Source organism: Sulfurospirillum sp. 1612 (genome assembly GCF_036556685.1).
Taxonomy (GTDB): Bacteria; Campylobacterota; Campylobacteria; order Campylobacterales; family Sulfurospirillaceae; genus JAADIZ01.
Window position 1 is genome coordinate 2,069,512 of record NZ_CP140614.1, and the last position, 14,222, is coordinate 2,083,733.

17 protein-coding genes are annotated in these 14,222 nt (G+C 38.8%); all 17 read right to left on the reverse strand.

Annotated elements, in window-relative coordinates:
• On the reverse strand, positions 1 to 414 hold the full coding sequence (locus SFB89_RS10385) for a flagellar FliJ family protein (RefSeq protein ID WP_331774619.1): 414 nt from the start codon (positions 412 to 414) through the stop codon (positions 1 to 3).
• Between the two features lie 8 nt (positions 415 to 422).
• Positions 423 to 1,670, reverse strand: a complete 1,248-nt coding sequence (locus tag SFB89_RS10390; RefSeq protein ID WP_331774620.1) for an adenylosuccinate synthase — start codon at positions 1,668 to 1,670, stop codon at positions 423 to 425.
• Between the two features lie 4 nt (positions 1,671 to 1,674).
• Entirely contained in the window at positions 1,675 to 2,526 is an 852-nt protein-coding gene (locus tag SFB89_RS10395; protein WP_331774621.1) for an ATP phosphoribosyltransferase regulatory subunit, read from the reverse strand.
• 5 nt (positions 2,527 to 2,531) lie between these two features.
• Positions 2,532 to 3,635, reverse strand: a complete 1,104-nt coding sequence (locus SFB89_RS10400; protein WP_331774622.1) for a pyridoxal-phosphate-dependent aminotransferase family protein — start codon at positions 3,633 to 3,635, stop codon at positions 2,532 to 2,534.
• Positions 3,636 to 3,694: 59 nt separating this feature from the next.
• Positions 3,695 to 4,558: a hypothetical protein gene (locus SFB89_RS10405; RefSeq protein ID WP_331774623.1), complete on the reverse strand. Its 864-nt coding sequence runs from the start codon at positions 4,556 to 4,558 to the stop codon at positions 3,695 to 3,697.
• Positions 4,559 to 4,565: 7 nt separating this feature from the next.
• On the reverse strand, positions 4,566 to 5,210 hold the full coding sequence (trhA, locus tag SFB89_RS10410; protein ID WP_331774624.1) for a PAQR family membrane homeostasis protein TrhA: 645 nt from the start codon (positions 5,208 to 5,210) through the stop codon (positions 4,566 to 4,568).
• A gap of 4 nt (positions 5,211 to 5,214) precedes the next feature.
• Positions 5,215 to 6,213 carry an adenosine deaminase gene (locus SFB89_RS10415; protein ID WP_331774625.1) on the reverse strand — a complete coding sequence of 333 codons (999 nt, stop codon included), beginning with the start codon at positions 6,211 to 6,213 and terminating at the stop codon, positions 5,215 to 5,217.
• Positions 6,214 to 6,234: 21 nt separating this feature from the next.
• Positions 6,235 to 6,894 carry an HAD family hydrolase gene (locus SFB89_RS10420; protein ID WP_331774626.1) on the reverse strand — a complete coding sequence of 220 codons (660 nt, stop codon included), beginning with the start codon at positions 6,892 to 6,894 and terminating at the stop codon, positions 6,235 to 6,237.
• Positions 6,895 to 6,947: 53 nt separating this feature from the next.
• The gene (gene tkt / locus SFB89_RS10425; protein ID WP_331776082.1) at positions 6,948 to 8,921 is read right to left on the reverse strand and encodes a transketolase; all 1,974 of its coding nucleotides are present in this window, start codon (positions 8,919 to 8,921) and stop codon (positions 6,948 to 6,950) included.
• A gap of 7 nt (positions 8,922 to 8,928) precedes the next feature.
• Positions 8,929 to 9,792 carry a polyprenyl synthetase family protein gene (locus SFB89_RS10430; RefSeq protein ID WP_331774627.1) on the reverse strand — a complete coding sequence of 288 codons (864 nt, stop codon included), beginning with the start codon at positions 9,790 to 9,792 and terminating at the stop codon, positions 8,929 to 8,931.
• Positions 9,789 to 10,799 carry a DUF7488 domain-containing protein gene (locus tag SFB89_RS10435; RefSeq protein ID WP_331774628.1) on the reverse strand — a complete coding sequence of 337 codons (1,011 nt, stop codon included), beginning with the start codon at positions 10,797 to 10,799 and terminating at the stop codon, positions 9,789 to 9,791. The genes SFB89_RS10430 and SFB89_RS10435 overlap by 4 nt, the downstream gene beginning before the upstream one ends.
• A gap of 10 nt (positions 10,800 to 10,809) precedes the next feature.
• Complete coding sequence (locus SFB89_RS10440; protein WP_331774629.1) at positions 10,810 to 11,121, reverse strand: YbaB/EbfC family nucleoid-associated protein; 312 nt, start codon at positions 11,119 to 11,121, stop codon at positions 10,810 to 10,812.
• A 19-nt stretch (positions 11,122 to 11,140) separates the two neighbouring features.
• Positions 11,141 to 11,506 (reverse strand): aspartate 1-decarboxylase, encoded by a 366-nt coding sequence (gene panD, locus SFB89_RS10445; protein ID WP_331774630.1) that lies wholly within the window; start codon positions 11,504 to 11,506, stop codon positions 11,141 to 11,143.
• A gap of 59 nt (positions 11,507 to 11,565) precedes the next feature.
• Positions 11,566 to 12,882: a UDP-N-acetylmuramoyl-L-alanyl-D-glutamate--2,6-diaminopimelate ligase gene (locus tag SFB89_RS10450; protein WP_331774631.1), complete on the reverse strand. Its 1,317-nt coding sequence runs from the start codon at positions 12,880 to 12,882 to the stop codon at positions 11,566 to 11,568.
• On the reverse strand, positions 12,879 to 13,436 hold the full coding sequence (locus SFB89_RS10455) for a tetratricopeptide repeat protein (protein WP_331774632.1): 558 nt from the start codon (positions 13,434 to 13,436) through the stop codon (positions 12,879 to 12,881). The genes SFB89_RS10450 and SFB89_RS10455 overlap by 4 nt, the downstream gene beginning before the upstream one ends.
• 3 nt (positions 13,437 to 13,439) lie before the next feature.
• A complete protein-coding gene (locus SFB89_RS10460) occupies positions 13,440 to 13,718 on the reverse strand; it encodes a NifU family protein (RefSeq protein WP_331774633.1) in 279 nt (92 codons plus the stop codon).
• A gap of 152 nt (positions 13,719 to 13,870) precedes the next feature.
• Positions 13,871 to 14,221, reverse strand: a complete 351-nt coding sequence (rplQ, locus tag SFB89_RS10465; protein ID WP_331774634.1) for a 50S ribosomal protein L17 — start codon at positions 14,219 to 14,221, stop codon at positions 13,871 to 13,873.
• Between the last annotated feature and the right edge of the window lies 1 nt (position 14,222).

Genomic DNA, 14,222 nt, shown 5'->3' on the forward strand with positions numbered 1-14,222 from the left:
TCACCTTTTGTATTGGAGTATATTTGCCATTTCGTCTAGCTCTTTTTGTTCATCTTTTTTGATTTTTTTTATCTTGCTCATGAGCTCTTGGTCTTCTAAATATTTAATTTTTTCAAAATCAATTTGAGCATCTTTATACGCTGTTTGCTTCTCTGTAAGCCTCTCTCTTTTTGCTTCTAATCGCTGGTCTAACTCATGTTTTTGCTTGTTTAATAATTGTCGTTTTTCTTGATAAAAATTTAACAAAACCACCGAACCGCGACTTGGCATCTCGAGTTTTTTGATATGCTCATAAATCTCTTTGATAGCTTGTTCTAGTCGCATGATGTCCAGTTGGATACGCATAATCTCATTTTCTATTGTATTTAATTTCTGTTTTTTAATCTTAGATATTTTAGAAAATGCCGATTTCATATCATGATCTATACAAAAATCGTTTCTTTTCGATCTGGGCCAGTTGAAATCAGACCAATTTTTGTCTGAGTCAGCTCTTCGATTCTTTTAACATATTTCTTAGCATTTTCTGGCAAATCTTCATATTTGGTGATACCTTGTACCCGGTCCCAACCATCATATTCTTCATAAATAGGCGTGACATTTTCTAATGATTGTGGCAAGGTTTCAACACGTTTGCCATCAATCTCATAAGCCACACAAACTTTGATTTTTGGAAAGCCATCCAAAACATCTAGTTTCATGAATGCCAACTCATCACAACCATTGAGACGACTCGCATAACGACACGCTACGGCATCAAACCAGCCACAACGTCGTGCCCGTCCTGTGGTCACACCAAATTCTTTACCTTTTTCACCGAGGTCTTTGCCATCTTGTGTAAAATCCTCAGTCGGGAAAGGACCATTTCCCACGCGCGTACAATACGCTTTGACAATACCCGTGACATTGCCGATATCTTTTGGATTCAATCCCAAACCAATACAAGCTCCGGCACTGACAGTAGAAGAACTGGTCACAAAAGGATAGGTACCATGGTCAATATCTAAAAGTGTACCTTGTGCGCCTTCTAACAATACTTTTTTGTTCTCATCCAGTGCATTCCATACCATAGAGGTTGTGTCTGCAATCATCGGGACCAATACCTTGGCATAAGCATCCAACTCTTTTTTCAAATCATCATAATTTGCTGTTTCAATCCCGAGTGCTTCAAATAATACGTGATTAATATCAAAATATTCGATGAGGCTTTTTGCTAATTTTTCCGTATCTTTGAGTTCGCCAATGCGATGTCCTACCCGCTCGATTTTGTTACCATAAGCCGGTCCAATACCACGACCGGTCGTACCGATTGCTTTTTTACCTCGTAATTTTTCTCTCGCTTGATCGATTAAAATATGGTGTCTTAGAATCATATGCGCTTTATCGCTAATAAAAAGTCTATCACTCAAATCACCAAAAGGTTTCATCTCTTCAATCAAATCTTTAGGTGAAATCACCACACCATTTCCTATGATATTGATAGCATTTTGATTGAGTACTCCTGATGGAATCAGGTGTAATGCCAATTTTTTGTCATCTACGACGATGGTATGTCCAGCATTGTGTCCGCCTTGATACCTACAAACGACATCATAATCTTGAGCCAGCAAATCGACGATTTTGCCCTTGCCTTCATCTCCCCATTGAATCCCTACTATCAAATCACTTTTCATTTTATCATTTCCTAATTTTTATCATTGTATCTATTATAGCGTCTGTATATAACGCAAACCCTGAAGATTTTGAGCCTTCACACTCATAATTTCCACCCAAGCCCAACCTTAAGTTTTTGTCAATAAACCGAAAGAAAAGTCCATCATAATATCGCATTCTTGCATAAAAAAGTGGTGAGAAGACAATCTTCTCATAACTAATGCCCTCTTGTAACTTTTTCATTTTCAATAATTCATCGGCAATATTTTTTGGAGCAATCGTAATCACTTCTTCAATTTGAGCTAAACTTTGCGCTTTCACCAGCTTATTCAACCAAGGAATATTAAAAGCTAAAAGTTTTTCAATCTCACCGCGTTCAAAAAGACCGATATCCAAATGAAACTCTTTTGCGATTTCACGCGGTATCGTGATATTACAAAGTTGCAATAGTGGACTCATGGAAAAATGTCGAAAAAGTGCACTGCTGATTTCAATCCCAAAGGAGAGGTCATTAATACCCACATACTCTGCTCCAATTTGGTTGATTTCTTGACTTGGAAATTTGAAAACCGGTTGGATATAAAACCATTTGTCTTGGTTGACACTTCTCCCAAGTCTCTTGCTCATCAATCGTACGACATCCATCGTACTATCTGCGCGAAGAGAAAGAATGTGATTATTACCATCTGAAAATCGAATCAACTCTTCTTCTGCAATATTACCATGTTGGTGGTACGACAAAAATGGTGTCACAATCTCTTCAAACCCATTTTTGATAAACATCTCACTCGCGACGCTCTCAATATCTCTTTTTAATTTGGCACTGCTGCCAAAATACAATTTACTGCCTATTGGTATTTCGTGTTCGTATATCATCATATCTACTTATAAAGTGTTTCACAGAAAACTCTGTTGGCGCTTCCATCATAAGGCCTTCTTCCTAATTCATCCAAAGCCAACTCAATGGCATTGAGTGTCCATGGAATCTCATAACCCTCAAATATCCCCATGTGGTTGATACGAAAGAGCGTCGTTTTGATGTGCTCTTGTCCCCCGGCGATATTAACATGATATTTTTGTTTTAAAATCTTTCTGATGGTTGCCGCATCGTCATCTAAGACCGCACTCATAGAGTTGGCAGGCACTTTTGGATAAATCTTCAAACCCAGAGTTTTCAATGCTTCTCTTGTGGCTTTAGCACGCGCTGCTGTATCAGCATACAACTGCTTAATGCCATCTTCATCGATGGATTCCAAGATGGCTTTCAAACCAATCACAAGCGTCGTTGGAGCCGTCCATGCGGTGGTATTTTTTTGTTGGTTTTTCAACTCAGTGGCTAGATTAAAATAAAACCCTCGTGAAGCCGCTTGAATTTTTGTCATGGCATGAGCACTCAACCCAATCATGGCAAGACCCGGTGGCAACATAAAAGCTTTTTGGCTTCCTGATACAAGGGCATCAATATTTGTGGTGTCAATCTTCTCTACGCCTACGGCGGTGATGCCATCAGCAATGATGGAAATCTCTGGATTGTGCGCTTTGGCTAATTTTGCAATGGCTTCCACAGGATGTCTTAATCCCCCTGCACTCTCACACACTTGTACGCAAATCGTATCAATATCGGAATCGTTTTTCAAGGCTTTTTCAACATCATCCACAGACGATGGTGTATCCCAATCATATTTTAATTCCTGGTATGGAATCTGATATGCGTCACATATCTTACCAAACCGCTCACCAAATTTTCCAGCATTAATCACCAAAGCTTTTTTCTGGCACAGATTTAAAACCGAAGCTTCCATCGCACCAGTACCACTGCTTGCGAGCATCAAAACTTCGGGCATATCAAAAAATTTTTTCAGTAATTCTCTAGTTTTAGCAAATATTTCTTCAAATTCGGGTGTCCTATGATGGATCGTAGGTTCACTCATAGCAACTCTGATAGCCTCAGGCACAGGAGTCGGGCCGGGCGTTAATAGCAACATTTTTCCTACCTTATTTTGATTTTTACAATTATTTTATCAAAATATTACTTTTTCTTTGTTTAGTAATCTCTATGATTTAAAATACGTATGGTTTTAAAGATGAGCCAAAATGACAATATCGGTAAAAAAATTACTTGAATAAAAAATATTCCCATATATAAAAAACTAAGCGTCAGAAGATTGTCAATAATATTTCCCGCATTTTGTACCGTATTGATAAAAATCTCTTTGAAGGCATCGGTTTTTTCACTAATAAACGCAGACGTAGTGCGAAACGTACTAAAGAGCCCTTCTGTTTGTGGGAGGGTGACCTTTTGCATCGTATCCGTTTGAAGCGTATTGAGTTCTAAATTTTTCCGTGCTGTTGCGATATGATTTTCAAAGTATTGATGATATATAAAACTATTGGCAATCGAAGAGAGTGGCATCGTGAGTCTTAATATCAAAACCAAAAATGAGAGTTGCAACAGTAGCGTATTAAAACGCTTGAGTGTCTGATTGTGAGCTAGCATCATGATAGATATCATGATAAACAAAACCCCCAAGATTCCCGGTGTTACATGCACTCCAATTTCATAGATTAATTGCTGCACTCCCAATGAGACAATCGCCAAAACTAAAATATCAGAGAGTTTTTCAACCATATCATAAACCGGTCCCAACACTTGCCCCACAGCCAAAGAGATTCCCACTCCTGCTGGTTCAAGTTGGAGATTAGACTCTTTTACCACCGATACCGAGGCATTGACAACCCGACACGTCGCATAAGCAATACCTGCTTTTTCTATCGATTGAATAAAATAATCATGACTGATTGAATCCACAATAGGCAGTGTTGAGATACGAGAAAAAAGCAAAAAAAGTCCCAAAATAAAAAGGCTCAGTGCTTTGAGCAATGGTTTATGTTTCAAAATAACTATCATGATACGTTTATTCTACTATATAAAATAGCACCATAAAATAGTGACAAATGCTACCACCTAATACAAACAGGTGCCAGATGGCATGATTATAGGGCAGTTTTTTCCAAACATAAAAAATCACCCCAATAGAGTAGGATAAGCCCCCGGCCAAAAGTAGCCACAAACCACCTGAGGCCATATTATGGATGAGTTGGTTGGTCGCAATCACCATAAACCAACCCATCAACAAATACAACACAAGTGAGAGCTTTCGAAACCGCTCAAATGCCACAAATTCCAATACGATACCAAAGATCGATACCGCCCAAATCACGCCAAAAATACTCCATCCCCATACGCCCTTTAATACGACTAATGCGATTGGCGTATAGGTACCGGCTATGAGAAAATAGATACTAGCATGATCAAACTTACGAAACATCTGTTTCGCTTTTTCGTTAGTAATCGCATGATAAAGCGTCGAAAAAGTATACGCAAATATCAAAGCAGCTCCAAAGATAGCACAACTTACAATCAACATCACCGAGCCATTGAGCGCAGCAAATGCGATCAGAACACTCAATCCTACAATGCTAAGCAAGATGCCTAGCCCATGCGTCGAAGCATTGAGTATCTCCTCTACAAAGGTGTATCTTCCGACTAACTTTTCCATTTTATCATGACCTCATCGACGCAAAGTAAGCTTTTTGTTTGTTTATCTCATGATTACTCAAAAAAGAGGCGCGAAATCCATTTTCAACAAGTTGCAATATCTCTTCTTTTGTTGCCTGTAAACTTGTCGCCACGGCTTCGAGATTTTCGTTGAGATAGCCTCCAAAGTAGGCAGGATCATCAGAATTGACCGTCACCAATAATCCCCGATGCAAAAGTTTTAAAATATTATGATAGCCCATCTCTTTGACGGCTTTTAACTTGACATTTGAGAGCGGGCAAACCGTCAGTGGCAGTTGTGTTTTTTGCAAATACGCAACCAATTTTTCATCCTCTTCACACCGGATTCCATGATCAATGCGACGCACATCCAAAAGTTCAATGGCTTCCCAAATATAGCGACTATCTCCCTCTTCTCCCGCATGAGCTACGAGTTCATAGCCTTCTTCTTTGGCTTTTTGAAATACTTCTTTAAATTTTGATGGCGGATTGCCAAGTTCTGAGGAATCCAATCCGACCCCTTTGATTTTATCTTTAAAGGGCAGCGATGCCTCAAGCGTCTCGAAAGCCGCTCCTTGTGATAGGTGCCTCAAAAAGCTCATGATTAAAAAAGAGCTAATATTATAGCGTCGTTTTGCCTCCTCTAAGGCTTCACTAATTCCTGTTACAACGGTTTCAAAAGCAATCCCACGATCGGTATGTGTTTGAGGGTCAAAAAAGATTTCAGTATGCACGATATTTTGTTCATGACACTTTTTTAAATAAGCCAGAGTTAAATCATAAAAATCAGATGCTTCAATAAGTACCGCTGCTCCTTTGTAGTAAATATCCAAAAAGGATTGCAAGGAGGTAAAATGATAGGCTTGTCGTACCTCTTCGATACTGTTGTAGGGAAGTACAACATGATTTTTCTTTGCAAGTTTAAACATTAGTTCTGGCTCCAAAGTACCCTCGATGTGCAAATGGAGCTCGGCTTTTGGTAAGTTTTGGATAAATTGTTTCATCTGCTTTATCCTTTAAATATTTTATTGTTCTATGGTTTGAATTATCTTGATTGCCTCAGCGGGTGATGCTGCGATATAGGTCGCATCATGACTTCGTAACTCTTCTTCATCTCGAAAGCCCCACAAAACGCCCATAGATTGCATTCTAGCATTTTTGGCAGTCATCATATCAATCTTAGTGTCCCCCACGAACAAACACTCCGCAGGCTTGAGGTCTAACTCTTTTAAAATAGCCACAACTCCATCAGCTGCAGGTTTTCTTTCAATATGTTCACGAATACCATAAACGGCTTCAAAATGCCATGTGCGAAGGTATTTAACCGCGCATTTTTTAGTAAAAGCATTGGGCTTGTTGGATAAAATGGCCATTTTACAATCTCGTGCTTGTAAAAAACTCAATAATTTGCCAATACCCTCATAAGGCTTAGTATTTTTATCATACTGTGTTGCATAATGTTTCTCAAAAAGATTCAATGCTTCCTTTATCTTTGCATCATCAGCATCAGGCAAGACATTTTGCATTAATTTATAAGCGCCCTCTCCTACCAAGTATCGGTATCGATCAAGCGCAATCGGTGTTTTTCCAAAGTGTGTCAATACGTGATTGACACTGATTGCAATATCCTCGAGTGTATCCAATAAGGTACCATCGAGGTCAAATATAACTGCTTTTAATTTCATGATTATTTCTTTATGTCAGTGTCGCGACGCCCATCAGACGCCGCAATAAAATCTTAATTTGATAGTTTACAACCCTTAGGTTCGCTCTCTTCATAATCTCTATCAAACATCTCAAATACTTTTGCTTTAATACCCTTAGTCGTGATATTAAATTTTTCAAACAATTGGCCCGCAGGAGCACTCGCACCAAAACGTTCCATCCCCAGAACCTCATCAGCAAATCGGTACCACTCTAATCCACGAGCAGCCTCAACCGCCAACACTTTGGTCGCAGGGTCTACGACTTGATTGATGTATTCTTTATCTTGTTCACAGAATATATCAAAACAAGGAACACTCACAATATTCGCATTAATCCCCACAGATTCGAGTTGACAACCCGCTTGAAGTGCTGGCATTAATTCACTTCCGCTTGCCATAATAGTGACTACGGCATTATCGCGTTTTCGCACCAAATAACCGCCCTGTTCTACACTACCAAAATCAACTTTTCCCGCTTTTAGGGTGGTAAGTTTTTGTCGTGATAGTACAAAAGCCGAAGGAGAGTGTTTCATCGCTAGTGCCATTTTCCAACAAGCAACATTTTCACTCGCATCGGCAGGTCTAAATACATAAAAATTTGGTAAAGCCCTAAACTGACTCAATTGTTCAATCGGTTGATGAGTAGGTCCATCTTCACCGACTCCGATGCTATCGTGTGTCCAGACAAAGAAGTTTTGGATTTCCATCAATGCGGAGAGTCTAGCAGCAGGTTTTAGATAATCGCTAAAGATAAAAAAAGTAGCACTAAAAGGCATAAACAAGCCATACAAACTCAGTGCATTGCTAATCGCAGCCATGGAGTGTTCACGAATACCAAAATGGATATTTCTTCCTTTTGGGAAACATCCCATATCTTTTAATTCACTTTTATTAGAAGGTGCCAAATCTGCACTTCCTCCGATAAATCCCGGCAGTGTTTGAGCAATAGCATTGAGGATTTTCCCATTGCTATCTCGTGTTGCAATCTCGCTACCATCTTCAAATGTAGGCCATTGGATTTTGGAAATATCAGGATTTTGTAAATTTTGCAATAATGTTTTTTGTTCATCGCTTGCATTTAAGAGGGTTTGATTCCAAGCGGCTTCTGCTAAATCACCTTTTTCGATGGCGCAGCCAAATCGCGCTTTGACATCTTCATCAATCCAAAAACTTTTTTCAGGATCAAATCCCGCTTTTATTTTGGCTTCTTTAATAATCGCCTCACCCAATGGAGCCCCATGAGCATTGTGGCTTCCTTCCATCTCACACGCCCCTTTGGCAATCACCGTATGGGCAATAATCAAGTAAGGTTTGGTCTGTTTCTTCGCATTTTCTAATGCTTCATTAATCTCTTCAAAATGGTTACCATCGATACGCGCGACTTGCCATCCTTGTGCTTCAAAGCGCAATTTGACATCTTCACTCCATGCCAAATCGGTACTTCCTTCGATTGTAATAGCATTACAATCATAAATCATGACCAAATTATCCAAACCTAAATGCCCCGCTAGTGCGCAGGCTTCATAGCTGATACCTTCTTCTAAATCACCATCACCACACAGTGCATACACTTTGTGATCTAGCAGTGTTGTTTGGGCATCATTTAGCATATTTTGTGCTAGCTTTTCAGCCATTGCGAAACCTACAGCATTGGCAATACCCTGCCCTAAAGGACCGGTTGTCACTTCAACACCAGGGACGATACCATACTCAGGATGTCCCGGAGTGATACTATCTAATTGTCTGAAATTTTTCAAATCATCCAAACTAATGTCATAGCCGCTAAGATGCAAAAACGCATAAATCAAAGAAGAGGCATGTCCTCCACTAAAAACCAACCGGTCTCGATTGAGCCATTTTGGATTTTTTGGATTGTGTTTTAAGTGTGAACTCAAAACCGTGACAATATCTGCCAATCCCATAGGAGCACCCGGGTGCCCACTGTTTGCTTGCTGTACCATATCGGCACACAAAAATCTAATCGTATCTGCTTGTTTTTGCAACATATCAATACTATCCATTAAAATATTCCTTTACTATGTGATCAAGTTCATCTGCTAATTTTTTATCTAATGTATTTAATTCATCATTTAAAGATTTGATAAAATCCTCTTTATATTGAATCGCTTCTTCTAGACCTAAAAGATTCACAAATGAGTTTTTATGTTCGTCATTTCCTGTCGGTTTGCCCTCTGCTTCAGCGCTTGAAGTGGCATCTATAATATCATCTTGAATTTGAAACAAGAGTCCCAATTTTAATCCAAAACTATAAATATTGTCTCGACTTTTCGCATCCAAGTCACAAATAATAGCGCCCATAAGTAATGAAGCAGCAATCAGCCTTGCGGTTTTATTGGTATGTAAAAATTCAAGTTCCTTTTGCGAAAGGCGCTTATCTTCAAATTCACAATCAATCGCTTGTCCGATAACCATACCCCCACTACCGCCATTTTGGGCTAAGGCTTGCACCAATTCAATGCGCGTTTCAGCGCTCAGGGGAGCCTGAGAGATTTGACAAAAAGCATCAGTATTGAGTGCATCACCCACCAATATAGCCGTCACTTCATCATAAGCGACATGAAGGGTTGTCTCACCCCGTCTCAAATCCGCATCATCCATCGCTGGTAAATCATCATGAATCAAAGAGTAGGTATGCAACATCTCAAGACCGAGCGCTACCGGATAGGCATTTTTCATCAATGATGGGGCGCAGGTATGAACAACACTGAGCAATAATAGCGGTCGAAACCGTTTGCCTCCTGCTAGGATAATCTCTTGATACGCTTTTGAAAAATGGGGATGAAATCCTTCAACTGAAGGCAAATTTTCTCTCAGATAAGACTCAAAAGAGTCTAAAAATTCTGCTTTTACTCTCACAAATTCACCTTTACAAAAAATTGGAAATTATCGCGGTCCATGAGCAAATGAAGCTCTTTTTTATGAATATGAGAAAGATAGGCTTTGACATCATTTTGATTTTTCATAGGATGTCTATCAATCTCCAATAATCGATCTCCGACCTTAAGACCATATTGGGCAGCAAAACTCTTAGCTTTTATACTGATAATTCGCAATTGTGAGTCAAAATACATTCCTTTATATTCTAAAAATGTATCACTTAATACCCCGCCACCTTGGCGTTCATGAATTTTGAATTTTTCATTCTTAAAAATACCCTCTCGCATGAATTTTAGGGTCACTGTTTTATCTGTGGGTGAAAAAAGTATATAATGTTCTAACTGTTCTAGCGTCTTGATAGCTTTACCATCTACTGATTTGATAATATCTCCGACTTGAAGTTTATTGCCAGGATAAAAAGGGTTGACAAATGTCACTACAACTTCTTCTCCAATTTGTTCAAAGCGGGCGCCGATACTACCATAGTGGATTTTTTTCGCTTTGATAAAACGGGTAATGAGTTCACTAGGAATAAATCGGCCATCACCAACGCCTAAGCCATACACTTTATAACAAAGACACGTAATCATGTCATTGGGTTTTACGGTTGTGCCTAATGAGTATAGTATATCAATACCACTGCCCCTTTGTGCAAAATTTCCAACATACAAAGAGTTAGGACCAATACTTGCCAACCATTCGCCTAATGCAAGTTTACGAGTATCTTTAAACTCTATGGGTTTGAGTGTTTTAGCACTATGAAACAAATAGAGTCCAAGAAAAGGGTCATGTTTGACATAGGGGCGATTGGGTTTGTGTTTGAGATAAGAGAGCGCATAATGTTTGGACACTGCGATGGCTTCAATCGCACCAAAATGAACCACGGAGTGGATATTACGGTTGTAGCACTGCTTAAAATCAGGGTAGACAAAATTGACACCGTATACTACTTGCCAAAATAAAAGTAGACTCACAAAAAATTTCATTAAGGCTCCTTTACTTGTTAAAGTTCCCCATACCACTTAGCATCTGTGATGCTGCCAACTTTTTATCATCTTCTACCATCTTGATTCCATCATTGATGGCACTGATGAGCAGAATCTGCATGGATTCTTTATCCTCTAGCAATGAATCATCAATCGACAAATCGAAGACTTCCCCCGCTCCATTGAGGCTGACACTAACCAGACCGCCACCACTTTTTGCAGTAAACTCTTTGGATTTGGCTTCCTCTTCCATCTTCTTTGCCTGTTCTTGCGCCATTTCCAGCATTTCACCCATTTTTGATAAGTCAATGTTTTCAAACATGTCAATCCCCACCTATTTTTTAAATATAGTCTCGCACTTCATTAATATTATTATCGTCATCTACTAATACAATGGATGGCTTAAATGTTGCTATTTCTTCTTCATTCATACTCGCATACGCAATGATGATAATCTTGTCACCCGGTTCTGCTTTACGTGCAGCAGCGCCATTGAGACAGATATCGCGTTTGCCTTTTTCACCTTCGATAATATAGGTGCTAAAGCGTTCACCGTTGTTAATATTGACGATTTCGACTTTTTGCCCCACACGAAATTTTGCAGCTTGCATTAATTCAGCATCAATGGTAATGGAGCCTACATAATTTAAATTTGCATCGCTCACCGTTGCTCTATGGATTTTACCATATAACATCTCTAATGTCATTTCTATTTACCTCTTTATTTTATCTATTTTTTACTTAATAATCGACTGGTTCTTACGGTTTAGTCGGCTGATTGCGTGTTATTAGATGATAATTCATTTTTGATAATCACCCGATCATCAAACGGATATTTTTGCCCCTTAATCTCTTGATACGTTTCATCCCCTTTTCCCAAAATCAATAGCACCTCATCTTTTTCTTGCCATTTTAGGGCTTCTTGGAGTGCTTTTTTTCGATCGGGTTCTACTTTGAGATTGGTTTTTTGTTTGATGCCCATCAGGATCTCTTCAATAATCATCTCAGGGTCTTCACTGCGTGGGTTGTCACTTGTTATCATGATTTTTTTAGCAAATTTTGATGCAATAAACCCCATCTTTGGTCTTTTATTGCGATCTCTATCTCCCCCTGCCCCAAAGACTACGACAATCTTTTTCTCTTTGAGACTGTCCATGACCTTTTCCATCCCATCTGGTGTGTGGGCAAAATCTACGATAATCAACGGATCAGCACTGACAACTTCCATACGACCTTCTACGCCCATAAAATTTTCAACTGCTTCACAAATAGCATCAAGTGGCGCGATATTGAGCATATCAGCAGCACCAATCGCGGCTAATATATTATACAAATTAAAAAATCCGTGCAGTGGAGAGTGACATTCATGAACTTTTTCGATCTTCGCTAAGGCTACCTGGATACCCTCATCCAAAGAGTAGGCCAACGTTTTGTATGTAGCAGGGTTTTCGACACCATAGGTCCTGCAATTTTTTGGATTATACTGTATCTTTTTATCATCTTTGTTAATCAGTTTTGGTGTTTCATCATCAAAAAAACTACTCTTTACTGCGATATATTCTTCGATACTTTTATGATAGTCTAAATGATCGTGTGTCACATTTGTGAAGATTTTAAGGGAAAATTTCAATCCATCAATGCGATTTTGAACGATGGCATGAGAACTCACTTCCATGATAAAATACTCACACCCCTCATTGATGGCATCTTGAATATTTTTCATCGTCTCAAATATAGTTGGTGTGGTTAAGCCTTTTTCTTGGACTCTCTCATCATTGATAAAATAACCCCGCGTTCCTTGCAGTGCTACTTTGTGTCCTAAATCCAAAAGAATCGAATATAGGGCTGCGGCTGTGGTGGTCTTACCATTGGTGCCTGTGATGCCAATAATTTTTATGTTTTCAATGCCCAGTATTTTTGAGACTGCTTCAGCCTTGATGATATTTGTGCACCCATGCGCCTTGGCATCGTTTAAATAACGCGCATTTAATTGTGTGAGAAAAAAGGCACTCCTAGCATCACACGCTTGTGAATCATCCGTAATATAACGAAAGCCATATTTTTTATCAACTGGTACTATCAAAATTTAATTGCTTTTTCTACTAAGGAGATAAGTTTCGTATCATTTGGATACATGCTAATAGCACTCTCTAGATAATTGATTGACATCTCTGTAAACCCACTATCGATCAGTTGCTCCAAAAAATCTACAAAATCATCTTTGTTTGAAATCAACACTTTTGTTGAAAACATAATGTCTTCAAAAGCTTTTTTAAAGCTGCCTCTCTGGGCCACAAGTTTGATAAAATCAACATATTCTATACCGTTTTCTTCATTCATGGCGTGTTCTAGCTCTTTGGAATCTATTTTTTCAAAAATCGACTCGATACTCGCATCTGCTAAATCAACAATCTCTTCTACAATATCCCCGTTTTCGCTATCTTTTGTTAACATAAAGTATTCAAATAGAGCTTCGGCTTCATGTCTTCTTTGTGTCGCCATATCCGATAAAATAGCCCCTACTCTAGCGGCTACTGAATCTTGATCTTCTTGTAAGGCCAAGGCAAAGTAAAAAAGAGCCTTTTCAAAGTCTCCCTTGTAAAAATAGTCGATACCCAAGGACAAATTCATACTCATCAATCAAACCAACTTGTCCATGTCAAAATCTGTTCCAATCGGGATACTAATCACTTCAAGCTCGGGATGGATGTCAATTCGTAGTTGTCGCTCCACTCCGTATTTTAGTGTTTGAGATGCAGAAGAACAGCCATGACATGCACCTTGTAATTGTACAAAGACTTTTCCATCTTTAATACCAAGCAGTGTCAATCCACCACCATCAAGGGCTAGCATTGGTTTTACCTTGTCCAAAGATTTTTCTACGGCTGGTAACAATTCGTCATCTGTAAATGGAATCATTGTGTCTCCTAAATAGTCATAAAATTATTGTAAAACTATTGGTCTATTTTTACAATATATTTGGTTAAAAACGACTGAAGTTCTAATGCTAAACAGGGAGTTGGGGATTGTATTTGAAAAGGAGGAGACCCAAAAGGGTCCCCAAAGATAGATTATACGAGTTCTAAAAATGCCATAGGGGCTGCATCGCCTCTTCTGGTTCTTGTTTTAATAATACGGGTATAACCACCGTTTCTTTGTTCATATTTTGGAGCAATTTCTTCTACAAGTTTTTTAGTACATTCTTTATCTTGTAGCAATGCAAATACTGCTCTATGTGCATTAAAGTCACCTTTTCTAGCTCTTGTAATCAATTTTTCTATATGTCCTCTTAGCTCTTTAGCTTTTGGAAGTGTCGTTTCGATTTTTTCATATTTGATGATAGCAATAGCTAGGTTCTTCAAAAGTGCGCCTCTATGAGTAGAAGTGCGACCTAATTTTCTATATCCATGCTTATGTCTCATT

Bases quoted from the DNA above. Each gene is read 5' to 3' on its own strand.
- SFB89_RS10400 (WP_331774622.1), bottom strand. From the start codon at position 3,635: ATGTTGCTATTAACGCCCGGCCCGACTCCTGTGCCTGAGGCTATCAGA.
- trhA (WP_331774624.1), bottom strand. From the start codon at position 5,210: ATGGAAAAGTTAGTCGGAAGATACACCTTTGTAGAGGAGATACTCAAT.
- SFB89_RS10455 (WP_331774632.1), bottom strand. From the start codon at position 13,436: ATGAGTATGAATTTGTCCTTGGGTATCGACTATTTTTACAAGGGAGAC.
- SFB89_RS10385 (WP_331774619.1), bottom strand. From the start codon at position 414: ATGAAATCGGCATTTTCTAAAATATCTAAGATTAAAAAACAGAAATTA.
- SFB89_RS10395 (WP_331774621.1), bottom strand. From the start codon at position 2,526: ATGATATACGAACACGAAATACCAATAGGCAGTAAATTGTATTTTGGC.
- SFB89_RS10415 (WP_331774625.1), bottom strand. From the start codon at position 6,213: ATGAAACAATTTATCCAAAACTTACCAAAAGCCGAGCTCCATTTGCAC.
- SFB89_RS10435 (WP_331774628.1), bottom strand. From the start codon at position 10,799: ATGAAATTTTTTGTGAGTCTACTTTTATTTTGGCAAGTAGTATACGGT.
- SFB89_RS10390 (WP_331774620.1), bottom strand. From the start codon at position 1,670: ATGAAAAGTGATTTGATAGTAGGGATTCAATGGGGAGATGAAGGCAAG.
- tkt (WP_331776082.1), bottom strand. From the start codon at position 8,921: ATGTTGCAAAAACAAGCAGATACGATTAGATTTTTGTGTGCCGATATG.
- SFB89_RS10460 (WP_331774633.1), bottom strand. From the start codon at position 13,718: ATGATTCCATTTACAGATGACGAATTGTTACCAGCCGTAGAAAAATCT.
- SFB89_RS10440 (WP_331774629.1), bottom strand. From the start codon at position 11,121: ATGTTTGAAAACATTGACTTATCAAAAATGGGTGAAATGCTGGAAATG.
- rplQ (WP_331774634.1), bottom strand. From the start codon at position 14,221: ATGAGACATAAGCATGGATATAGAAAATTAGGTCGCACTTCTACTCAT.
- SFB89_RS10405 (WP_331774623.1), bottom strand. From the start codon at position 4,558: ATGATAGTTATTTTGAAACATAAACCATTGCTCAAAGCACTGAGCCTT.
- SFB89_RS10420 (WP_331774626.1), bottom strand. From the start codon at position 6,894: ATGAAATTAAAAGCAGTTATATTTGACCTCGATGGTACCTTATTGGAT.
- panD (WP_331774630.1), bottom strand. From the start codon at position 11,506: ATGACATTAGAGATGTTATATGGTAAAATCCATAGAGCAACGGTGAGC.